At 67.6% G+C, this 22,918-nt stretch carries 14 protein-coding genes and 1 tRNA gene; 4 read left to right on the forward strand and 11 right to left on the reverse strand.

Going from position 1 to position 22,918, the window contains the following annotated elements; all coding sequences use genetic code 11:
- Positions 1-14 precede the first annotated feature (14 nt).
- The 8 genes from folB to KEG38_RS06890 form a co-directional block, all read right to left on the reverse strand.
- Positions 15-392: a dihydroneopterin aldolase gene (folB, locus tag KEG38_RS06855; protein ID WP_272418260.1), complete on the reverse strand. Its 378-nt coding sequence runs from the start codon at positions 390-392 to the stop codon at positions 15-17.
- Positions 393-477: 85 nt separating this feature from the next.
- Positions 478-1,203: a Crp/Fnr family transcriptional regulator gene (locus tag KEG38_RS06860; RefSeq protein WP_272418261.1), complete on the reverse strand. Its 726-nt coding sequence runs from the start codon at positions 1,201-1,203 to the stop codon at positions 478-480.
- Between the two features lie 44 nt (positions 1,204-1,247).
- A complete protein-coding gene (locus KEG38_RS06865) occupies positions 1,248-5,111 on the reverse strand; it encodes a hypothetical protein (protein WP_272418262.1) in 3,864 nt (1,287 codons plus the stop codon).
- A gap of 91 nt (positions 5,112-5,202) precedes the next feature.
- On the reverse strand, positions 5,203-7,275 hold the full coding sequence (locus tag KEG38_RS06870; RefSeq protein ID WP_272418263.1) for a hypothetical protein: 2,073 nt from the start codon (positions 7,273-7,275) through the stop codon (positions 5,203-5,205).
- The gene (gene secA / locus KEG38_RS06875) at positions 7,272-10,304 is read right to left on the reverse strand and encodes a preprotein translocase subunit SecA (protein ID WP_272418264.1); all 3,033 of its coding nucleotides are present in this window, start codon (positions 10,302-10,304) and stop codon (positions 7,272-7,274) included. The genes KEG38_RS06870 and secA overlap by 4 nt, the downstream gene beginning before the upstream one ends.
- A gap of 270 nt (positions 10,305-10,574) precedes the next feature.
- Positions 10,575-10,659 (reverse strand) — tRNA-Leu (locus KEG38_RS06880).
- Positions 10,660-10,731: 72 nt separating this feature from the next.
- On the reverse strand, positions 10,732-11,673 hold the full coding sequence (locus KEG38_RS06885) for a hypothetical protein (protein ID WP_272418265.1): 942 nt from the start codon (positions 11,671-11,673) through the stop codon (positions 10,732-10,734).
- Positions 11,674-11,741: 68 nt separating this feature from the next.
- Positions 11,742-13,139, reverse strand: coding sequence for a hypothetical protein (locus tag KEG38_RS06890; RefSeq protein WP_272418266.1), 1,398 nt, complete (start codon positions 13,137-13,139; stop codon positions 11,742-11,744).
- Positions 13,140-13,594: 455 nt separating this feature from the next.
- Between KEG38_RS06890 and KEG38_RS06895 the strand changes: the two genes are divergently transcribed.
- Entirely contained in the window at positions 13,595-14,044 is a 450-nt protein-coding gene (locus tag KEG38_RS06895; protein ID WP_272418267.1) for a response regulator, read from the forward strand.
- Here the strand turns inward: KEG38_RS06895 and KEG38_RS06900 are convergent.
- Positions 13,998-14,723 (reverse strand): Crp/Fnr family transcriptional regulator, encoded by a 726-nt coding sequence (locus KEG38_RS06900; RefSeq protein WP_272418268.1) that lies wholly within the window; start codon positions 14,721-14,723, stop codon positions 13,998-14,000. The two genes, KEG38_RS06895 and KEG38_RS06900, sit on opposite strands and share 47 nt — an antisense overlap.
- Positions 14,724-15,075: 352 nt before the next feature.
- Here KEG38_RS06900 and rpoN point away from each other — a divergent pair, with 352 nt between their 5' ends.
- Both rpoN and KEG38_RS06910 read left to right on the forward strand, forming a co-directional pair.
- Positions 15,076-16,608 carry an RNA polymerase factor sigma-54 gene (rpoN, locus tag KEG38_RS06905; RefSeq protein ID WP_272418269.1) on the forward strand — a complete coding sequence of 511 codons (1,533 nt, stop codon included), beginning with the start codon at positions 15,076-15,078 and terminating at the stop codon, positions 16,606-16,608.
- A 15-nt stretch (positions 16,609-16,623) separates the two neighbouring features.
- On the forward strand, positions 16,624-17,568 hold the full coding sequence (locus KEG38_RS06910) for a hypothetical protein (protein WP_272418270.1): 945 nt from the start codon (positions 16,624-16,626) through the stop codon (positions 17,566-17,568).
- Positions 17,569-17,571: 3 nt separating this feature from the next.
- Here KEG38_RS06910 and KEG38_RS06915 read toward each other — a convergent pair whose 3' ends face one another.
- Both KEG38_RS06915 and KEG38_RS06920 read right to left on the reverse strand, forming a co-directional pair.
- Positions 17,572-18,144, reverse strand: coding sequence for a Uma2 family endonuclease (locus tag KEG38_RS06915; RefSeq protein ID WP_272418271.1), 573 nt, complete (start codon positions 18,142-18,144; stop codon positions 17,572-17,574).
- Positions 18,145-18,176: 32 nt separating this feature from the next.
- On the reverse strand, positions 18,177-20,978 hold the full coding sequence (locus KEG38_RS06920) for a valine--tRNA ligase (protein ID WP_272418272.1): 2,802 nt from the start codon (positions 20,976-20,978) through the stop codon (positions 18,177-18,179).
- Positions 20,979-21,503: 525 nt separating this feature from the next.
- Here KEG38_RS06920 and KEG38_RS06925 point away from each other — a divergent pair.
- Positions 21,504-22,880, forward strand: coding sequence for a Vps62-related protein (locus KEG38_RS06925; RefSeq protein WP_272418273.1), 1,377 nt, complete (start codon positions 21,504-21,506; stop codon positions 22,878-22,880).
- Positions 22,881-22,918: the final 38 nt, after the last annotated feature.

The raw sequence follows: 22,918 nt of genomic DNA on the forward strand, positions 1-22,918 counted from the left end.
CGTCTGCGGGATGGCTACGCGGGGCGGTTCGCCGAGAGCTCGACCGAGACCGCGTCGACCGACACCGACGTGGGCGGGCCGAACTTCTTGACCTGCACGGTGACAGCGACCGCAGGCGTGTCGGCGAGGATGCGCGTGATGAGCCGCTCGGCGAGGATTTCGAGCAGCTTGTACGAAGCACGCGTGCCCTCGTCGACGACGAGGTTCGCAAGGCCGTCGTAGTCGAAGACCTTCGCGAGGCTGTCCGTCCGGGGCAGACTCGAGACGGGCAACGAGACCTCGACATGGACGACGAAGTCCTGCGGCAAGCCGCGTTCGGCCCGCGAGACACCATGGCGCGCGCGGAACCGGATCCCTTCGAGTCGAATCCGGTAACTCTGGGCGATCGACATCGCGGTCGGGCGATAGCACGCCCGAGCGCGACCAAGCACGCGAAAAGGACGCGCGGGGCCGCCTGGCTGGTCGTTCGCCCGTGCGCTAGCGACGCTTCACGAGCGCGTCGCGGTCGACCACGATGAGCCGTCGACCCGCCACGGCGAGCAAGCCGTCCTTGCGGAGCGCGCCGAGGGTGATGGTGACGGTCTCACGCGTGGAGCCGATCGACTGCGCGATCTCGAGATGGGTGATCGGCGCAGAGATCAACGTGCCGCGTGTGTCGGGTACGCCCCAGCGATCAACGGCCCCGAGGAGGAACTCGACGAGGCGGCCCTCGACGTTGCGGAAGAGGAGCGACTCGATGCGATCCTCAGCCGCACGCTGGCGGTCGATGAGCAGGCCAAGGAGCGCGAGGCCAAGCGCAGGATCGTCGCGCAGCCACGCTTGAATCGCGGCAACCGGGAAGCGCACGACCTCGCTCTCGTCGATGGCGATTGCGCTCTCGGCGTACGTCCTGGCGCCCGCAAGCGCGGCCTCGCCGAGGAGATCACCGCTGCCGCGGTAACCAAGGGGGACCGTCTGTCCAGACGGTAGTTTGCGTTCGAGCCGCGCACGCCCGTGTCCGAGGAGCGCGAGCGACGTGACGTCGTCGTCCTGCTTCTGGATGGACATCCCCGCACGAACGACGTCGATTTCGGCGACTTCGAGCGCGCTGTCGAACGTCGAGCGAGCCACCTTCTCGAAGAGAGGGCAGAGCTTGAGCGCACGGTTGATGCGTACCTTGGGTGCGTCGACGGAGGGACGCCGGTTATCCTGGATCGTGACCATGATTCATGGTCCATATTACCAGGATTGGGCGTAACGCGAGATCGCTAACGTGATCCCACGGAAATCACGATGTCGCGATGCAGCGCCGCCTCCGCTTCGCGGACGAAGCTCTGGAAGGTGCCATACGCATCAGGCTGCACCCGGCCAGCGGGGATGTTGATCGCCCGTTCGAAGACGAGCGTGTCGCGATCCACGCGGTCACTGACGGTCGCCGTGCGGCCTCCGTCCTGGGTGGAAGCGGCGGCGAGTTGTGTGGTGACTCGCGCTCCCTCGGGGAGTTTGACCTTCAGGCGAACGTTCGAAAAGACCGAGGATTGCTCCGAGATGTAGAGCGGCGTTTCACGCGAGGGGAGGGCCGCGAAGGGCGAGAGGCGGAGCGCGAAGGGCGGCGAGACGACCATGTCGCCGGTGCGGACACGAGCGAAGTCGTTCATCTCGAGGTCCATGACGAGGACGAGCGGCGCGTCGAGGTCGGTCGCGTTCTTGATGTCGAGCGAGCGCAAACGCGCGCCGGGCAAGGCCTGGCCGATGAGCTTGGTCTCGATGGCCTCGTCGCGTTGCGCGTCGGGCAAGCTCTCGAGTGCGCTGCGGAGCATGATGGCGAACTTGCCCTCGAAGCGCTGTTCGAGCTTGAGCGTGGCCGATCCGTCGGTGCGGAGCTCGACCGTGCCCTCATAGGTGACGCCGTCGCGCGAGCCGGTGAGCGGCGTGGTCTCGCGCGGCGCGCCCTCTTCGAGCACGACCGCAGGCTGGCCACGCAAGGAGCTCGGGAGGTAGCCGAACGGCGCGAACTTGTCGCGCACGACCATCCAGCGCACGCCACGCTCGGTGTCGAGGCGGACGGCGAGCGCGTTGAAGGATTCGGCGTCGCTGAGCGGTCCCGTCGAAGGTGGGGTGAGGCGATCACGCACCATGCCGAGCGAGGCGTCGATGCCGGCGAGGCGGCAGAGGTAGAGGAACGCTTCGGTGCGGTTGCCGCTCTTGCCAATGACGATGCGGCGTCCGTCGTCCTCGCGGCCCTGCTCGACGTTCGCGAGGACCCAGCGGTAGATGCGGCGCGCCTGCTCGTCGACGGACGTCGGGCGGGCAGGTTTGTCCTTGTCGTCGTCGGGCGCGGCGCCGGTGACGATGCTCTCGGCGATGCGCTTGAGGCGCGGGTCGCGCGGGGTTTCGTCGCTCGTGGCGTCGACGAGGCGCTCGATGCGCTCGTCGAGGTTGATGCCCCAGCCGACACGCACGTTCGGGAGGAACTCCTGCGTCGGCGCGCTGCCGGGCTCCTCGGGGAGCGCGGGGCTGCGATCGACGCGGAAGCGACGCTCGACGAAGGCGCCGTTCTCCTTGAGGGTGGGCTTGGGGACGCTGCCGCCGATCTCGACGTCGAGCGGGCGGTTCTTGGGCGAGACGACGACGTACTCGCTGATGAAGTAGGGGATCTTTTCTTCGCGGAAGAACCAGCGCGGGCCCTCGAAGCTGCGGCCGCCGCGGCCGTCGCCGCGCAGCGTGTAGAGCGTCTCGGTCTCGATGTAATCGCCGACTTCGAGGTGCGGCATCGTGACGGTGGGCTTGCCGTCGACGAACTCGGGTTCGAGGACGCGGCCGTCTTTCTTGACGGTGCGGAGCTTGAGGACGAGGCCACGCGGGACGCGTTGTTCGGCGAGCTCCTCGATGGCCTCACGCGACTGGATGCCGATGATCTCGTGCTCCAGCATGCGCGCCGAGCCGTCGGCGTGGACCCAGACCGTGGCGTAATCGAGGACGCGTGCCGCGGTGCCAGGCATCGTGACGCCCGAGGCCTCGAACTGCGCGATGACCTTCTTGCCTTCGATGCGATACGGCGTGAGCTCGGTCGTGCCCTCGACGAGCTCGATCGCCTCGCGGAGCGCGGAAGGATCGGCGCCGGTCTGGATCGCCTCGACGAGCGCGGCGCGGAGGGCCGTTTTGTCGCCACGGGCGAGGCGCGCGTCGGCGAGCGCGAGGCGCGCCGAGGCGTCCTCGGGGTCGTTCTTGACGGCGCGTTCGAGGGCCTCGATCGACTCGCGTTGCGCGCCGGCGCGGGTGAGGAGATCGGCGATCTTGATGGCGATGTCCTGACGATCGCGGCGGGTCTTTCCGATGCGCTCGAGCTCGCGTATCGCGCCGCCCCAGTCGCGTCGTTCGAGCGCGCGCTGGAGGGCGACCTCGGCGTCGGGATCGAGGGCCTCGATGCGCTTCGCAATCTTGTCGGCCTCGGCGACGTCGCCGCGCTCGTCGTGGAGGCGGAGGAGCGCGAAGAGGGCCTCGGTGTCCTCGGAGAAGCGCGTGGCCGTGTCCTTGACGGTGCGCGCGTGCTCGACGGTCCAGCCGATCTGCGCGTACATGCGGCCGAGTCCCTTGAGGATGTCCGGGACTTCGCGGAAACGATCGGCGAGCTTGGCGACCTTGGTCGCGGCCTCGGGCGCGCCGACCTTGTCGGCCTCGTCGAGCGCGAGCCAGAAGAGCGAGAGCCAGAGGTCGGGATCCTTGGCGACGGCGCGGGCGCGGACGTCCTTCACGAGATCACGCGCGTCGTTCTGCGGGAAGATCGGGTCCTTCTCGATGAAGAGCGCCTGCGTGGAGAGCGCGGGGCCCGTGGCGCGCGACGGATCCTTCACGAGCGGTTCGAGCAGCACGGAGGCGAGGTCGTCCTGCCCCTCGATGTGCGAGAGCCACGCGGCGAGGTAACGCGCGATGGGATCGTTCGTGTCGCGCGGCGAAGGGCGCGGGGTGCGCGGCGCGGCCGGGACGCCGAGCGCGAGGAGGAAAGGTTCGAGGACGTTGGGATCGGGCAGGACGAGCGGCGGCTCGAGGACGTACGGCGCCGTAGGATCGTCGGAGGTCTCGGCGCCGAGGGGCAGGCCGTTCGGCGTGAGGATGCGGATGCCGGTCTCGGCGTTGCCGATGCGCGCGAGGATGCGATGGCGGCCCGCAGAGAGGCGGACGCGCGCGCCGAAACGAGGCCAGATGCCCCAGTCGCGCGGGTCACGCGTGAGGACCTCGACGTCGTCGATGCGGATCGAGAACGCGCCCTGCACGGCGACGATGAGCTCACGCTCGGCGGGGAGCTCGAGGAAGGTCTCGGCATAAAAGACGCCGCCCGAGACAGGCTCGCCGCTGCGGATTTGGCAGCCGCGCCGCTCGGTGGCGAGGACACGCGGTCGATCGGCGCGGCGCGGATCGGCCGGGAAGAGGCGAGGCCAGGGGCCAGCGCGCTCGGCCTCGTAATGCATGCGGTGATCATTCGCGGCGAGGTGGCCGAAGGGGCCAGCGAGGCGCGCCTTCTTGGCGCAGCCAAAGCGCTCGGCCGCGATCTCGGTCGGGCTCTTGTCCTTGCCCTCCGCTTCCTTGCGCAGGCCCTCGACGCTCCACCACTCCGCGAGGTCGCTGCGCGCGCGCCAGCCGATGTGGCCCGGTTGCTCGATCGTGCGCACGACCGTGTCCTTGGCGAGATCCCAGATGCCGGGGACGCTCGTGCGCAGGCGGAGGAGGTGGCTCGCCGCGTACCAGCCGATGAGCGGCGCGTCGGGGTGATCCGTGGTGCGGGCGGCGTTCACAGCGTCGAGGTGCGCGAGGGCGGCCGCGCGGAAGCGTCCGTGGGTCTCGTCGTCGACGGCGCGCGCGAGCGAGGCGTAGAGGCCCTTGTTCGAGGAAGCCTTGTCGAGCTTTCCGCGCGCCTCGCGTGCCCGCGCCGCGTCGCCACCGGGGACGAGCAGCTCGCCGAGCAGCCAGCGGCCGAGGACCTCACCGTCTTGCGAGGCGCTCGCGCCGGCGCGCATGGCCTCGATCGGATCGGCGGCCGGCTTGGGGACGGCCGAGCCGCAGGCGCCGAGGGCCGTCACGAGCGTGGCGGCGGTTGCGATGCGAGCGATCGCGGCGATCAGGCGAGGACGCATGGCCGACGTGTTAGCGCGGCCAGGCAGAGGGGGCGAGCCGTCAGGGGACGACGCCGTCGAGTTGGCGGGGGGTTTGGGGGCGCAGCTCCGTTTACGGAGCGGAGTCCCCAAGCGCGGCAGTAGAGATTTGGTGGAGGAGGACCGCCTGCTCGACCACGCCCGGCGCGACGTGCCCGCCCTCGGGACCGACCGCTCGTCGCAGCGTCGCGAGCTCCTGGTGGGCGGCGAGGAGCGCTTGCTCCAGCTCGACGGCCACGGCCGCGGGCTCTCCCTCGCCGCGCTCGGCGGACGCGAGGGCGAGCTCGAGCTGCGCGATGCGCCACTCCGCGGCCTTGAGATCGGCCTCGGAGCGGGCCGCGCGGGCCGCGAGCGTGTCGAGCTGCGTCTTCAGGGTGTCGGCGTCGGCGTTGGCGACGGGAGAGGCTTCCGCGGTCTCGGAAGGCGCCGCCTCGGGCGCGGATGCAAACCCGCCGAGCGCCGACGGAGGCACGGGCGCTCCGTTTTGCGGCGTGGCTGCCGGAGGAGCGGCCTCGCCCGCGGGGACCACGGCCGTCGCGCGAAGCGTTTCGAGCTCCTCGACGAGCTCCTTGCCCACGCGCAGGCCTTCGCGCAGCTCCGCTTCGAGCACCACGATGCGATGCCCGCGAGCCCGGAGCTGCGCTTCGAGCGCGTCGATCTCCGGCGCGAGTGACTCGCTCGCGGCGCGCTCGGCGAGCAGCGCGGCCGTTTGCTTCTCGAGCGTCTGGTTCTTCTCGGTCAGGTGGAGCCGCTCGGCCGTCGTCGCCGCGAGCGTCTCGGCGAGCTCGTCGGCGCGGCGCACGGCCGCTTGCCGGGTGGCCTCCGACCGTTCGAGCGCGGCTTCGAGCTGGGCGACGCGCGAGAGCAGACCGGGATCCGGCTCGCGTGAGGCGGCTTCCTGGGCAGCGAGGCGGAGCTCCAGCTCGGCGACGCGGGCGCGCAGCGCGGCCCGATCGCTCGAGAGCTCCTCGATGCCCACGCCGGCCGCGCTGAGCTCGCCTTCGAGCTCCATGGCGCGCGTGCGCGTCGTGGTGAGCTCGGCCGTGAGCTGCTCGATGCGCTCCTTTGCGCCCGGGATCTCCGGGCGTCCGCGGGCGAGCCCGAGCTCGACCTCGGCCTTCGTGCGGGATTTCTTCTCGTCGTCGAGTTGCTTCGCGAGCTTGGTCGCGCGGTCGCGCTGGCGGCGGAGCTCCTCTTCGAGATCGCGGATCTGGTGGGTGAGCCGCTCGGCCCGCACGTGCGTGTCGCCCGCGCGCGTGTCCACCTCGCGCAGCCGTTCGAGCTTCGCTTCGAGCTCGACCACGCGCGCCGCGGTCGCCACGGCGGCGGCCGCGCGCTCCTCGGCGGACTTCTCGTCCGTGCGCCTTCGCTCGTCGTGCGCGGCGAGCGCGGCTTCGAGCTCCTTCACGCGGCCCGTGTCGGCGGCCGTCGCGCCTGCCGTTCCGATCGCCTCGCGCACCTCGGACAGCGAGAGCTCCACGACCACGAATGCGTCGACGGAGACCTTTCGCTCGCTGGCGATCGCGATGAAGTGCTCGGGCTCCTCGGTCGCCTTGAGCAGCGACGTGTCGACGCTGACCTCGAGATCCGGGCCGGCGGCGAAGTCCGCCACCGTGTACCCGACGAACGGCGCTTGCCCGAGCATGCGCACGACGGGGAACTGGAGCGAGACGAGGTCGTAGAGCGCGTAATACCCGGGCGGCGACGTCTCCTTGCCGCGCGGCGAGGACAGCGCGAGCAGCCGGCGCGACGCGTCCGGGTTTGGCGAGGCGATCACCGCGACGCCGGCCGAGCCGACGAGCTTTCGTGCTCTGCGCAGCACGTCGGACGGGTCGGCGAAGATCGACAGATCGGGCAGGACGACCACGTCGAAGGCCCCATCGCGTACGCCGAGGTCGCCTTGGAGCACTGCGTGCGTCACGTGCCGGTCGCGATCCTGCGCGGTGCGCGCGAAGGCCTCGGCCGCGCGGGCAGCATCGGGATCGTAGGCGTGGACGAGCCTCGCGCCGCGCTCGACGAACCTCTCGGCGAGCTCCAGGGTCGCGTCACCGAGCACGGCGACGCGACGCGCGCGGACGAGGCGCTCGAGGTAGGCCCCGAGCACCATCGACGGGTGGACCGGCCTGTGTGACGCCGCGGTGCTCATACCGACGCCTCGTCCTCGGCGCCGTGGCACTGCATGAAGGGCTTACCGCTGCCGCAGGGGCACTCCATCTCGGCCGTGACGATCGGCTCTTGTGGCGGCGGCTCTTCGGAGGCGCCGGGCGGCAGCTCCTCGGCGTGGTGGGCCACGGCGTGATCGAGCTGCGCCTGGTGGCGGGCGAGGTCTTGCTCCTCGATCGCCTGCTCCTCCTCCTCGCGACGCACCTTCATCGCGAAGACCTTGGTCATCACGTTCGACTGCACGCGCGCGACCATGGTCACGAAGAGGTTGTAGCCTTCCTTCTTGTACTCCTGCTTCGGGTCCTTCTGGCCGTAGCCGCGCAGGCCGATGCCGTCGCGCAGGTGGTCCATGTCGGTCAGGTGATCGACCCAGGACTTGTCGAGCTCTTCCAGGTAGATGTGCCGGAAGATCCTGAGGAGCAGCTCCGTCCCGATCTCCTTCTCGCGGGCCTCGAAGGCCTTCTCGGCGCGATCGAAGAGGTCGTGCGCGAGGTGCTCGGCCTCGGCGTGCTCGGCGATCTCGTCGGGCAGCTCGATCCCGAAGTGCTCGCGGAAGCCCTGGAAGATCCCGCCCCAGTCCCAGTCCTCCGGCGGCTTCCGCGGCGGGCAGTTCTCCTCGACCATCGCGCCGATGATCCGGTCCATCAGGTCGAGGAAGCGCTCGCGTTGCTCGGTCAGCGCGCGCGGGATGATGTCGATGCACTCGTCGTAGATCTCGACGCCCGCGTCCTCGCGGCTCTCGAAGTCGATCTTCACGCCGTAGCGCGTGTAGAGCTCCTTCTGCAGGTTGTCGGTCTCGACGAACTTCTCGACCTTCTCGAAGTCCTTGCGCGAGAGCGTCCGCGGGTTGCCTTCCTTGTCGCGCGGCGAGATCGGATCGGCCGCGAACATGCCGAGCAGGTAGCCGATGTCCGGCACCACGTCCTCGACGATCCGCGGGAGCGGCTTGATCGTGCGCTTCTCGCCCGTCGCCTTGCCCTCCTCGTCGACGATGTCGGGCGAGTAGCGCCCCACGAGCAGCTGCTGACGAATGTCGTAGATCGTCTTGCGCTGCGCGTTCATCACGTCGTCGTACTCGAGCAGGTTCTTGCGGATGTCGAAGTTGCGCTCTTCGACCTTCTTCTGCGCGTTCTCTACGCTCTTCGTGACCCAGGGGTGCTCGATGGGCTCGTCGTCGGGCATGCCCATCTTCTCCATGAGGTTCTTCACGCGGTCGCCCGCGAAGATCCGCATGAGATCGTCCTCGAGCGACAGGTAGAAGCGCGACATGCCCGGGTCGCCCTGGCGGCCGGCGCGGCCGCGGAGCTGGTTGTCGATGCGCCGCGACTCGTGCCGCTCGGTGCCGATGATGTAGAGCCCGCCGATCTCGCGCACCTCGTTGCCCTCGGCCTCGCACTCCTTGCGGATCTGATCGACGAGCTCGTCGAACGCCTCGGGCTCGGCCTCGGGCAGGCGGTTCTGCTCCTTGAAGCGCAGCTTCGCGAGCATCTCGGGGTTGCCGCCGAGGAGGATGTCCGTGCCGCGGCCGGCCATGTTCGTGCTGACCGTGATCGCGCCTTTGCGACCGGCCTGGGCCACGATGAAGGCCTCATTCTCGTGCTGCTTCGCGTTCAGCACGCTGTGCTTGATCCCCTTCTTCCCGAGGATCTTCGCGATCGCGGCGCTCTTCTCGACGCTCGTCGTGCCGACCAGGATCGGCTGACCCTTCTCGTTCTTCTCGATGATCTCGTTGACGACGGCGGTGAACTTCTCGCGCTCGGTCTTGTAGACGACGTCCTCGTAGTCCGTGCGGATGATGTTCTTGTTCGTCGGGATGATGACGACGTCGAGCTTGTAGGTGCTGTGGAACTCCGAGGCCTCGGTGTCCGCCGTGCCGGTCATGCCGGAGAGCTTCTTGTAGATGCGGAAGAGGTTCTGGAACGTGATCGTCGCCATCGTGCGGCTCTCCTCCTGGATCCGCACGTTCTCCTTGGCTTCGACGGCCTGGTGCAGGCCGTCCGACCACCTGCGGCCCGCGAGCACGCGGCCGGTGAACTCGTCGACGATGAGGACCTTGCCCTCCTTCACCAGGTAGTTGACGTCGCGCTTGTAGAGCGAGTGCGCGCGCAAGCACTGGTTCAGGATGTGCAGCGTCTCCAGGTTGACCGGGTCGTAGAGGTTCTTGCTCTTCAGGACCCCGATCGCTTCGAGCAGCTTCTCGGCGAGCTCCACGCCATCGTCGGTGAGCGTGACGGAGTGGCCCTTCTCGTCGACGTTGTAGTGCTCCTCGTTGCGCAGGCGCGGGATCACGTCGTTGATGACGCGGTACTTGTCGCTCGACCGCTCGCCCTGGCCGCTGATGATGAGCGGCGTGCGCGCCTCGTCGATGAGGATCGAGTCGACCTCGTCGACGATCGCGTAGTTCAGCGGGCGCTGATGGTAGTCGAGCGCCGAGAACTTCATGTTGTCGCGGAGGTAGTCGAAGCCGAACTCGTTGTTCTGGCCGTAGGTGATGTCGCAGCGGTAGGCGTGCCGCTTGTCGGCGTCGTTCTGCTGGTTGACGACGACGCCGGTCGAAAGGCCGAGGGCGCCGTAGAGCCTGCCCATCCACTCGGCGTCACGCTTGGCGAGGTAGTCGTTCACGGTGATGACGTGGACGCCTTTACCTTCGAGCGCGTTGAGGTAGCAGGGCAGGGTGGCGACGAGCGTCTTGCCCTCGCCGGTGCGCATCTCGGCGATCGAGCCCTGGTGGAGCACCATGCCGCCGATGAGCTGCACGTCGTAGTGGCGCATGCGCAGGACGCGCCGGGAGGCTTCGCGGCAGACGGCGAAGGCCGGGATGAGGATGTCGTCGAGCTTCGCGCCGTTGTCGAGCTTGGTCTTGAACTCGGCCGTCTTGGCCTGGAGCTCGGCGTCCGAGAGCTTCTTCAGGTCTTTTTCGAGGGCCCCGATGGCCTCGACCTTCGGTCGCATGCGACGGATGGCACGATCGTGCGAGGTGCCGAAGATCTTCTTCATCGCCCAGGTGAGCATCGTCTTTCGCCTTGGCTCCGGGGCTCGTCGTCCCGGTCGGATCGAGGGTCGGGGGTGGCGCGGAGCCTGCCGAACGTAGTCCCTACGGCAAGCAGGCGCAAATCCCGGGATGGGGGCCTGAACACGTACCGGTTCGAAGCGCTTCCCGCAACGGGGCGAAGCGAAGTGGAGGGGAGCGCGCGGGGGGTGTGGGGGGCAGAGGAAGGCCCGGAGATTTTTTCGCAAAGCGAAAAATCGCTTCAGGGCCGACCGGAGCCCCCCACCGAGATGTGGTGCACGAGGAGGGAGTCGAACCCTCAATCCTTGCGGCGCCGGAACCTAAACCCGGTGCGTATGCCAGTTCCGCCACTCGTGCTCGGGGGCCGGCACTCTAGCAGCAAGTGGCGGAGCTGCGCATTCTTCCAGCGAACGACGGGATTTTCCGGCTCTAGGGGGCCACGCAGACCTGGTTTTCGCACTTCGGCTTGGCCGGATCGGTGCAGTGCTCGTCCTTGTCGCACTGCACGCAGACCTCGCCCTTGCAGATCGGCGAAAGCGGGTCCTTGCAGTCCGCGTTCCCGAGGCAGCCGACGCACTCGTTTTTGTCTTTGCAGACCGGCGTTTGCGGGTTCGTGCAGTCGCCGTTCGTCACGCACACCCGGCAGTTGTTCCCGTCGCAGATCGGCGCCGCAGCCCCGCAGTCGGCGTTCGCCAGGCATTCCACGCAACTGTTCTCGGCCACGTTGCAGACCGGCTTGCCCGCGTCCTTGCAGTCGGCGTTCGACGTGCAGGCTGAGTGGCACTTCGCGTCGGTCCCGCAGAGCGAGCCGGGCGGGCAGTGCCCGTCGACCAGGCACTCCTTGCACTCGCCTTTTTGCAGGTCGCAGACCGGCTGCCCGGCGCCGCAGTCCGCGTTCTCCGCGCACGCCCCGCACTGCCTGCGCGTCGGATCGCAGATCGGCTTCTTCGCGTCCGTGCAGTCCGTGTTCGAGAGACAGCCGAGGCACACGCCCGTGCTCGGGTCGCAGATCGGCGCCTCGCCGGGGCAGTCGCCGTTCGCCGCGCAGACCGGCTCGCACGTGAATTTGTGGGGGAAACACGCCTTGCCAGTGCCGCACTGCGCGGTCGTCTGGCACGCCTCGCAGCGGCCGAGCACGCAGAAGGGCGCGCTTGCGGGGCACATCTCGTCGGCCGAACACTCCACGCAGCCGAGCGTCGGGCTACAGCCGGCCGCGCATTTTTCACCGCCGAACGTGCACGTGTTCTCGTTGTTGTTGCTGCTGCCCGACGTGTTGTCACCGTCCGAGCTGCAGGCGCTCGCGAGCACCGCCGTGGCTGCGACCGTCACACACGCGACGAGCCAGGACTTCCAAAGACGTACGTTCGCCATGGTCACCTCCGGGGGGGACGAGGATCAGAAAAGCCTTGTTTTACGGGGAGAAAGGGAGGGGGGAGGGATCAGCGGGCGATGAACACGCCGCGGAGATCTTCGGTCTGCGAGATCGGCACGCCGTCCTTCATCGACGTCGCGCGGAACTGGTAGATCATGCCCGGGGTCAGCGCGTCGCCCTTGTACTCGACGGTCACGTTGTCCGAGCCGCTCACGCTCGGCACGGCCAGGTCTTCCCAGACGAGCACGCCGAACGCGTCGAACACGCGCACCTCGTACATGTCCTCGCTCGAGTCGTCGGCCCAGACGAACGTGGGCGTGCCCGTCACCTCTTCGATCGCGTCCTTGCCGGGCGAGACCGTCTCGAGCGAGCCCGTCACCTTGAAGCCCTCCTTCGTCACGCTCATGCCGTCCGCGATCGTCACGTCGAGGATGGCCGTCCCGCCGATCGAGATGTCGGGGTCACGCACGAGGCCGTCGTTCTCGAAGGCCGCGAGGATCACGTAGTCGCCGTCGGGTACGCCCGAGAACTCGTAGGCGCCGGTCACGCCGCCCACGCGCAGACCCTTCGGAACCTCGCCGCGCGCCGCTTCCGTGATGAACGTGTCCTTCAGCGCGAGCACGACGCTCGTCGTGTCGAAGCCGTTGCCATTCACGACCTGCACGCTGCCGGTTACCTTCGCCGTCGCCGCGCTCGTGATGCGCAGCTCCACGTTGCCCGTCTCCTTGCCCGCCTCGACGGCCACCGTCTTCGGCGTGATCTGCAGGCCTGCGGCGTAGGCCTTCACGTCCACGCTCGCGTTCGCCGGCACGTTGTACACGACGAAATTGCCCTTGAAGTCGACGATGCCCGTCGATCCGCCGGCGACGACCAGCGCGCCTGCGGGCACCAGCTCCACGCCTGTGTCGGCCACCACCGTGCCTGCGATCGACCCGAGGCCGGACGCATTCGGCAGCGGCACGAGCGCGATGTCCGTCGACGGGTTTTGCACCACAGGCGGGCTGCCTGTGGCCGCATCCACATCGATCGGCAGCGCGACGCGCGGGGCCACTGGGAACGTCTGGTAGCCCGACGCGTCCGCGCGCAGGGTCAGCTTTGCGGCCAGCGGTTTGCCTTCCGCGTTGCGTTTGGCCGGCACGTTCAGCGTGTATGACCCGTCCGCGCCCGAGATGGCGACCGGCGAGACGGCCGCGTCGTTCGCGTCGCGGGCGACGATACGCGCCCCCTGGACGGGTTTGTCGTCGAGGGCATTCACGACCACGCCCTTGAATGCCACGGGCGCAAAGCAGGCCGGCTCGGCTCCTTCGACCTCCTCGCACACGAGCCCGGTTTCGCAGCCGGACTGCGCCTGGACGGAGCAGCTCTTGTTCTCGTTCTTCGGCGGTTCGTCGTCGCCGCAGCCCACGAGCGCGGCGGTTGCGAGGGAAAGCGTGGCAATCGTCAATACGCGAAGCGAATGCATCATCGTGCCTCCAAGGAAACCTGGACCGGAAGGACCGGCCCGGCGCACCCAGCATATGCACGATTCGAACCAGGCCGTCGAGGACGGTTAAGTGCTTGAAATCACGCGGATCTTGGAGTTCTTGGAGGACGTACCGGACGACGTTGGTTGCGCTGTCTGGTCGACGACCTTTCCACGTCCCGACCGCTCGTTGATGGGAAGAAAGCGCGCACGGCAATCACGCGGCAATGTCCTCGGACGACGATTGCCCGTGTTTGGTCACCGATTTGCGCGCAAGGAGGCTCACGCAAGCCTCCTTCGGGCACAGAGCGTCCTCGTACAGAAAGGAACCAGGCAGCCGCGGGGGCGCCATTTGAACCAGGGATCTTCAGGCGCGGCGACGAACGCTGGTAAGCTCAGAAACCAACTTGCCGACGCCGAACCCTGACGGCACGCGCGCTGCAAGGTGCCGCGGCGCCATGCTCAATGTACCGACGATCCTGCTCTTGGATGAAGAACAACTGATGCGCGAAGCCACGGCGCTTCTGCTCACGAATCGCGGCGCGAAGGTGACGAAGACGGCGACGCTCGACGAGGCGCTCGCGGAGCTCGGGCATCGGACGTACGACGTCGCGGTCATCGATCTCTCGAGCTCCTCGCCGAAGTGTGTGGAGATCCTTCAGCGGATGCGCGCGCACGGGAACGTGCCGCACCGGGTGATCGTCACGACGAGCCAGCCCTTGCCCCGCCACGAGTCCGCGGACTTCGCGGACGTGATCGTCAAGCCCTATCCGTTCGAGCGGCTCCTCGACGCGGTCTTCGGCGTGCGTGCGACAAGGCGGGCCGCTCCGCGCTCCGGCGTCTTCCCGCTCGTCCGTCGCATCACGGCGTCTCGGCGTACCGCGCAAGCGCGTCGCGGTCGAGTATGACGATCCGGCGCCTGTCGAGCTCGATGAGCTTGGCGCGGCGCAACTTGCCGAGCTCGAGCGTCACGGTCTCGCGCGTCGAGCCGATGAGGCTCGCGAGATCGGCGTGGGTGAAGGGAGCGGAGAGGGCGGTCCCGCTTCGATGGGGTTCGCCCCAGCGGTCGAGCCCATCGAGCAGGAGCTCGACCAGCCGCGCGCGGACGCTGCGTAAGAGGAGAGAGGCGAGCCGGTCTTCCGCGGCGCGCTGCCCTTCGAGCAGCGCCCGCGCCACGACGGCTTGCAAGAGGGTATCGGTGGTCGCGAGCCGGCGCAGGAACGTGGCCGGGATCACGAGCGCCTCGACCTCGTCGGCGACGATGGCGTGCTCCGGAGCGACATTGCCCGTGAGCGCGGCCTCCCCGACGAGGTCGCCAGGGCCTCGGTGACCGACCGGGAACACGTGCCCGCTGCTGGCGCGCTCGAGCTTCACGCGGCCCTTGCCGAGGAGGAACAAGGCGGGGGCTAGCTCGCCTTGTTGTGCGATTCGCTGACGGCGGAGGAGGCGCTCGACCTTCCCGCCGTCGATCAAGGCGTGTCGTGTGGACTCGGGCAGGCCGCGGAGGCCGGAGCGCTCGAGGATTTCGAGGGCGCGGGCGCCTGGCTTGGTCGTCGTGGTTTGTGTCTCGCCTTCCTGCAAACCCATGGAACCCCCCTATGTTGCCGTGCAGCGCGTGAGCTAGGCTGCTCGTACAACATCATGGGCTGGGCCTCACGTCCATCCCTGACTGAGGGGTTCATCAGGATTTTCCTGAGGCGTGAGGGAGCTTCTCCAGCGATTGTGTTTCAGAACACCGTGTGGCAAGGCTTGTCGCGGGGCTACGGATGCGCAATTTTTGAACCAAGAGTTTATAGACGAGACAAAGCAAGACTCGGGCCGCGACAGGTTTCAGTGCTAGGGTGGGATGCGGTACCGGGCACGTAGTCGGTCCGGACCTCGCTCCCCACGCCGACCGGGCGTGGGGGTCCCAGGGTGTTCGACCAGGTAGGAGCTCTCGATGGGCATGGAGATGAAGCTCCAGTTCAAGCTGTCCCAGCAGCTGGTGATGACGCCGCAGCTGGTACAGGCGATCCGGCTGCTACAGCTGTCGCGCCTCGAACTGGTAGAGGAAATCCGCAAGGAGCTCGACGGCAACCCGCTGCTCGCCGACGACTCGGGCGAATCGGTGTCCTCGAAGTCGAGAGACGCCTCGGGGACGACGGGCCGGGAGGCGCAGGACCTCGACGGCCGGTCGAACATGACCCTCGAACGGGCGAACGCGGAGCACTCCGACACCGATCTCGCCATGCGAGACACCGAAAAACGGGTGAAGGAGGTCGACTGGGAGCAGTTCCTCGAGAACCGCCAGCTCCAGCAGGCGATGCCTTCGCAGCGCGGGGGGTTCGAGGAGCTGCCGCCGATCGAGCAGAACCTGACCCGGAACCTGAGCCTGCAAGAGCACCTGCTCTGGCAGCTCCAGATGAGCGACTTCGTGGAAAACGAGTGTCGTTTCGCCGAGCTCGTCATCGGCAACCTCGACGAGCGCGGCTACCTCGACATGTCGGGCGGGGAGAACCCGGACGGGACGAAGCGTCCGGACCTGACGCTCGACGATCTCGCCAACGAGTCGGGGCTCGACCCGGAGGACGCGCCGGAGGTGCTGGCGATGCTCCAGCGCTTCGACCCGGTGGGCGTGGCGGCGCGCGACCTCTCGGAGTGCCTGCGCATCCAGGCGGAGGTGCTCGGCTACGACGCGATCGAGATGGCCATCATCAAGGACCACCTCCACAACGTCGAGCGGCGCAACTTTCCGGCGATCGCCAAGGCGCTGAAGATCTCGCTCGAGGAGGTCTACGAGGCGGTCCAGGAGATCCAGAAGCTCGAAAGCGTCCCGGCGCGGAACTTCGCCGAGGTCGACGACAAGACGATCGCCATCACGCCCGACGTCTACGTCATCAAGGACGGCGACCTGTGGGTCGTGACGGACAACGACAAGGGTCTGCAGCGGCTCTTCATCAACGAGGGTCTGGCGCAGCGGATGCTGAAGGACCCGAAGGCGAAGGAGTTCATCAGCGAGAAGCTCCGCTCCGCGCAGTGGTTGATCCGTGCGATCGAGCAGCGGCGGCGGACGATCATCAAGGTGACCGAGTGCATCGTCGAGAAGCAGAAGGACTTTCTCGAGCGAGGCGTGGCCTACCTGAAGCCGATGATCCTGCGCGACGTGGCCGAGAGCGTGGGGATGCACGAGTCGACGATCTCGCGCGTGACGTCGAACAAGTACGTCCACACGCCGCAGGGGCTCTTCGAGCTGAAGTACTTCTTCAACTCGTCGATCCACCGTGTCGCGGACGAGGACATCGCCTCGGAGAGCGTGAAGCAGGCGATCAAGAAGATCATCGCGGCGGAGGACAAGTCGAACCCGCTGAGTGATCAGGCGATCGTGAAGATCCTCGAGGACCAGGACGGCATCCGCATCGCGCGGAGAACGGTCGCGAAGTACCGAGAAATGCTCGGCATCCTGTCGTCCTCGAAGCGCAAGAAGATGTTCTGAGCGCGTCCCCCCTCCATGAGCGCCGAAAAACGCACCGCCGAGCTGCTGTTCGCCAGGTTTTTCCAGCCGTACTATCCGAAGGACGTCCGGTTCGACCTTCAGAAGGCACGGACCGAAGACGCGAACCCGGGGAAAAACCCGGCGATCCTCGCGCAGATCGACGAGATCGCCGCGACGTTCGCCCACCTCGCGCCGAAGGTCCTCGGCGCGCCCGACCTCGCGCTCGACTATTCGGACGCGTCGGTGCATCGGCTCGGCGCCCGGCTCACGCGCGAGAAGCGGGATGCTTGGCTCGAACCCGCCTCGAAGGGCGAGCCCCCGTTTCTCGTGCAGTTCGTGACGCACGGCGCGCTCTACGTGGGCGCGTGCGTCGTGAAGAACCACGGGGGCGAGTGGCATGTACGGAGGCCGCTCTGGGAGTCGCTCGTGCGGCTCACGTCACGCGCGGGCACGGGGGATCTGTCGATCTTCGGGTGGTGGCTGAAGGCGCTGTCCGACGACGAGATCGATCACCCGCGGCTCGTCGATCGATACCGAACGCACGTGGAGGTGCCGACGTTCGACGCGGACGCGCTGCCCGTGATTGCGCCGCCGGACCGGCGCATGCCGCGGCTCGCGAAGGTGCGGTACGACCTGCTCTACAAGCACCTGCGCGCGCACCTGCCGGAGCTGCGCGACGTGGGCGATGACTTCCCCTCGGCGGAGCGCTTCACGGAGCTCGGGTTCAAGTGGCTCGACTTCGTGTGGCTCGGCGGCGGGCGGATGCTCTTGATGCACGGGCCGACGCCCGAGGGCGTGCACCTGTTCTGGCTCGACGCGAAGGGCTTCGTGAAGAGCGCGTTTTATCCCGCGGACGGGTTTCCCGCGCACGTCGTGGAGACGGACGGGGACAAACTACGCGTGATCGTGAGCATCCAGGGGCAAATGCAGGTGCACGAGATGCTCTGGTGGGGAGCCTAGGCGTCAGGGGTCGAAGACGCCGCGGTAGATGTCGTCGAGCGAGAGCGTGACGTCGACCGAGGGGAGCTTGAGGGGCTGCGGGGGCCGCACGTGGCGGAACGTCCACGAGTCATCCTCGTTGCGCGTGTAGTGCTGGATGTGGGGTTCGTTCTGTGAGACCAGCAGGTACTCGCGGAGCGTGGGGATGCGCAGGTAGTGATCCAGTTTGTAGATCCCGTCGTACCTCTCGGTGCTCGGGGAGAGCACCTCGACGAGGACGATGGGGTTCGTGTACGTGGTCGCGCTCTCGGGGTCGTACCCGATGTGGCCGCAGACGACGGCCACGTCGGGGTAGGTCGCGAGTCCCGTCTCTTGCACGCGAAGGCGCATGTCCGGGCTGAAGACGCGGCACGGGCGGCTGCGGAGCGCGATACGCAGCTCACCGCTCATCGCGGTCGTGAGCAGCGAGTGTCGACCCGTGCCGCCCGCCATGGCGTAAATCTCGCCGTCGAGAAACTCGTGCTTGGTCTCGCTCGCCTCGTCATACGCGATGTACTCGGCGAACGTGTACTTGAGCTTGTGCGCGGGCTCGTTCATCCCGGGACCTCCGTGGACAAACGAGACCTTGTTCATCCGAGCTCCGCCGCCAAACTCTTGGCCTCCTCCAGACCCGTCCGCTTCTTCTTCAGCTCCTCCAGCTGATTGCGCGACTCCGCCACCACCTCCGGCGGCGCCTTCTCCGCGAAGCTCGGCAGCGAGAGCTTCTTCTCCAGCGCGGCGATGTCCTTCTCCGTCTTCTTGATCTCGCGCTCGATCCGCGCCGCTTCCTTCGCGCCCTCGACGAGCCCGCGCAGGTCGACGAGCACTTCCACGCCCGCCGCCACGCTCATCACCGCGCCCTTCGGACGCGCCGCGCCGCGCGCCTCGATCGCCGGCTCCGCCGTCGTCTTCACGAGCGTCTTGATCGCGCGCGCCTCGGCGCGCAGCAGCGACAGCGCCGCTTCGCCTTCCGCGCGGAGCACGAGCGGCACCTCGGCGCCCGGATGCACCTCGTGCTCGCTACGGATCGTTCGCGCCGCCGAGATCACCGCCATCACGACGCCCATCTCGCGCTCGGCGTCCGCATCCCGCGGCACCGTGCCCGGCTCCGGATACGCGGCGAGCGCGATCGATTTCGGCGCGCTCTCCGGCCGCGGCAGACGCTGCCAGAGCTCCTCCGTGATGTACGGGATGAACGGGTGCAGCGCGCGGATCGACGCCTCGACCACGTACGCGAGCACGTTCTTCGTCTCGTCCTGCTCCGGCCCCGGCACCGCGCCCGCGCTCGGGTTCAGCACGGGCTTCGTGAGCTCCAGGTACCAGTCGCAGAGCTCGCCCCAGAAGAAGTGGTAGAGCGCGAGCGCCGCTTCATCCAAACGGAACTCGTCGAGCCCGCTCTTCGTCGTCTCGAGCGCCGCGCCGAGCCGCGAGAGGATCCACCGGTTCGTCAGCGTCGTGGCCTTCGGCGGCTCGCTCGTCACGCGCGCGCCTTCGAGGTACGGCAGCGCGTAACGCACCGCGTTCCAGATCTTGTTGCAGAAGTGCCGGTTGCCCTCGATCTTCTTCGGCGAGAGCGGGATGCGCCGCGCCTGCGGAGAGTACGTGCTCAGCGTGAAGCGCAGCGCGTCGGCGCCGTACGAGGAGAAGCCCGCGCCCATCTGCGAGGCCGAGGGGTAGGCCTTCTTGAACTTCTTCAGCGACTCCTCGCGCGGCGCGCCGGGCAGCGTCTTCTCCACGACCGAATCGAACGTCGCGCCGTGCACGAGGTCGAGCGGATCGATCACGTTGCCCTTCACCTTGCTCATCTTGTCGCCGGTCTCGTCGACGACCATCCCGTGCAAGAGGATGCGCTTGAACGGCGGCACGCCCATGAAGTGGATGCCCATCATCATCATGCGCGCGACCCAGAAGAACAGGATGTCGTAGCCAGTCTCGAGGTCACTCGCCGGGTAGAACTTGCGGAGCATGTCCGTGTCGTTCGGCCAGCCGAGCGTGGAGAACGGCCAGAGCCCGCTCGAGAACCACGTGTCGAGCACGTCCTCGTCCTGGCGCAGCTTATCCGCGCCGCACTTCTCACACGCCGTCGGATCCTCGCGCGTGACCATCAGGTGACCGCAGGTGTCGCAGTAGAACGCCGGGATCCGATGGCCCCACCAGAGCTGGCGCGAGATGCACCAGTCGAGGATGTTCGTCATCCAGTGCTCGTAGGTCTTCGTCCAGTCCTCGGGGATGATCTTCGTGTGGCCATGACGAACCGCGGCGAGCGCCGGGCCCGCGAGCGGCTTCATCTTCACGAACCATTGCGTCGAGATCATCGGCTCGACGATCGAGCCGTTCCGCTCGCTGCGCGGGAGCACGAGCGTGTGGTTCTTCGAGCCACGCACGAGGCCCTTCTCGTCGAGCGCCTTCTTCACGGCCTTGCGCGCGGCGAAGCGCTCCATCCCCGCGAACGGCCCCGCCTCGGCGTTGAGCGTGCCGTCCTTGTTCATGATGGAGATCATCTCGAGCTTGTGGCGCTTGCCCGTCTCGTGATCGTTGAAGTCGTGCGCCGGCGTGACCTTCACGGCGCCCGTGCCGAACTTCGGATCGACGAGGATCGCATCCGTGATGATCGGGACTTTTCGATCGAGGAACGGGTGCTGCAGGAATTTCCCGTGTAGGTGCTTGTACCGAGGATCGTCGGGGTGCACCGCAACGGCCGTGTCGCCGAGCATCGTCTCGGGGCGCGTCGTCGCGACGACGAGCTCGCCTTCACCGCCGGCGATCGGATACGCGAACTCGAAGAGCTCGCCGTTCGCCTCTTCGTTCTCGACCTCGAGGTTCGAGAGCACGGTCTGCGCTTCGCAGTCCCAGTGCACGAGGCGCGTGTCGCGGTAGATGAGCTCTTGCTCGTAGAGACGGACGAACGCTTCACGCACGGCGCGCGACATGTCCGCGTCCATCGTGAACTTGCTGCGCGGCCAGTCGGGGCTCGCGCCGAGCTCGCGCTGCTGGAGCGCGATGCGGCCGCCGCTCTCGGCCTTCCACTGCCAGACGCGCTCGGTGAAAGCCTCGCGACCGAGGTCGTGGCGGCTCTTGCCCTCGCGGCGGAGCTGACGCTCGACGACGGTCTGCGTGGCGATGCCCGCGTGATCGATGCCGGGCTGCCAGAGCGTGTTGAACCCGCGCATGCGATGCCAGCGGGTGAGGACGTCCTCGAGCGTGACGAAGAGCGCGTGCCCCATGTGCAGCGACCCCGTCACGTTCGGGGGCGGCATGGGCAGGACGTAGACGGGCCGTTTGTCCGCCGGATCGGGGTTGGCGGCGAAGACGTTGTGCTCGACCCAGTAGGCGTACCAGCGGGGTTCGACGTCCTTCGGCTCGTAAGCTTTTGCGAGTTCGGCAGTGCTCATCGGAGGGCAGGCACATTGCCACACCGCGGCACGAGGGGAAGGGGTTCGGGGCGCAGCTCGGCTTGTCCGAGCGCAGCCCCGAGCGTTGGAACGGCTTGTCGGGGCGGAGCGGGGGCTTGTCAGACGTGCGTGGAGCTTGTCGGAGGCGCGGGCGGAGGGGAGGGAGCCGAAGAGGAAGCCTCGTCGGGTGTCAAGGAGGCGCGTGGGGCAGGGAAAATTCGTCCTGGGGAGGAGCGGAGGGCGAGGAGCGGCGGCAGGATTTTCAGGTTGGTGAGGCGGCACGCTTCGGGGTGCGGGCGACAGGGCGGAGGCGAGCTCGACAGGGTTCGCGAGGGGCTGAAAAGGAAGAGGGAGGGGGGAGTGGGAGCGGACGCGGGCGTGGGAACGCAAGCCGCGCGTGACAACGCGCCCCCTCCTCTCCATGAGTACGTTCGATGGGCAAGCGTACGCTCGAGCGCTTCAATCCCGCGCGTCGCGGCGCAGTGTCCTCATGCAAGGGGGGAGGTCATGAAGGTACGGAATTGCATGGTCGTGCTGTTCTGCGGGGCATTCGTTTCGAGCTGCGTCGCCCGCTCTAGCGAAGACGCAGATCCCACGGAGGAAGCCGATAACGTCGAGGTGGCGAGCCTGGCCCTTTTCCCTACGGCCAGGGTCAGATCGGTGACGGAGGCGCTGGCGGAGCCGCGCGCAGCGGACCTATTGGAGCAGGACGCAGCGTCGGATCTGGAGATCAAGTTCACGAACCGCTTCGAGCTTACCTGGAACGACCGGAGCAGCGGCGGTCGATACAACGGGGCCTACTACCGGCCGCTGCCGCCGGATGGATTCTACGCCCTCGGCCATTACGGGCGTAAGAACTACAATATGCCGACCGACACCGATCTGGTCCTGGTCGTCAAGGATACGTCGAGGGATCCGAGCCGGCCGGCGCTGCGTCCGCCGGTTGACCTGAAGCCAGTGTGGAATGACAGGGGCTCGGGCGCGAGTATGGATGGCTCATTTTGGCGGCCGGTGCCGCCCCAGGGTTATGTGGCGATGGGGCTGGTGAGCACGCGCGGCCACGGCAAGCCGCGCGTCGACGAGATCCGCTGCGTTCGCGCTGATCTGGCGGCGCCAGGGCTCCCGGGCGACCTGATCTGGAACAATCGCGAGACCGGGACGAGGCATGAGTTCGGCTCGTGGACCATCAAGGCGCAGAGTGGCGCCCCTTCGGGGGAGGCTTGGATCCAGCCGGGGACCTTCTACGGGGTGGCCTCCCGCAGCCAGCCTGAGCACGACGAGCTGCTCTGGGCCCTGCGGGTGCCAATCCCCACCTTGGCCAAGTACCAGTCTCCGGACGTGTTTCCGCGACTCCACAGCTTCGCGCGCCCATCCCCCCATGAGGAGGTGATCGCCGTCTACGAGGCGCAGGTGCCCTTCGTACTTGTCCACGACGCCCAGTACACCGACGCGCAGCGATTCGTGCTCAGCCCACTTTACACGCTGCGGCGGAGCGATCGCTACGTGCTCATCAACTGGGCGTACAACCAGGGCACCAGGGACCAGGCGGTGAGCTTCACCCACTCGGCTTCCGAGGAGAAATGGGACGCGGACGCGTGGTCCGCGAAGGTGGGTATCTCGGCGACAATGGGGGGGGAAGCCGCGTGGGAGGCGATTAGTCCGATCAAATTGAGCGCGTCCGCGACCATGGGGATGGACTTTACCTACACGAAAACGATCACATTGCGGACTGGTAAGGTGGATACGTGGACCATCCCGCTGTCGGTCCCCGCGGGCAAGGCGATCGCTGCGTGGTACCTTCAGTCCACGTATCGGCTCTTCCGCCAGGACGGCACCGAGGTCGGCACGGGCCTGGGGGTCACGGTTCCAGACTCGGTGGTTTTCGACGAGTTCCCGCGCTGAACGACCTTCCGGACCCCCGAGGGAAGATCGCTTCGCGA

The organism is Polyangium jinanense, assembly GCF_028435265.1.
GTDB lineage: Bacteria > Myxococcota_A > Polyangia > Polyangiales > Polyangiaceae > Polyangium > Polyangium jinanense.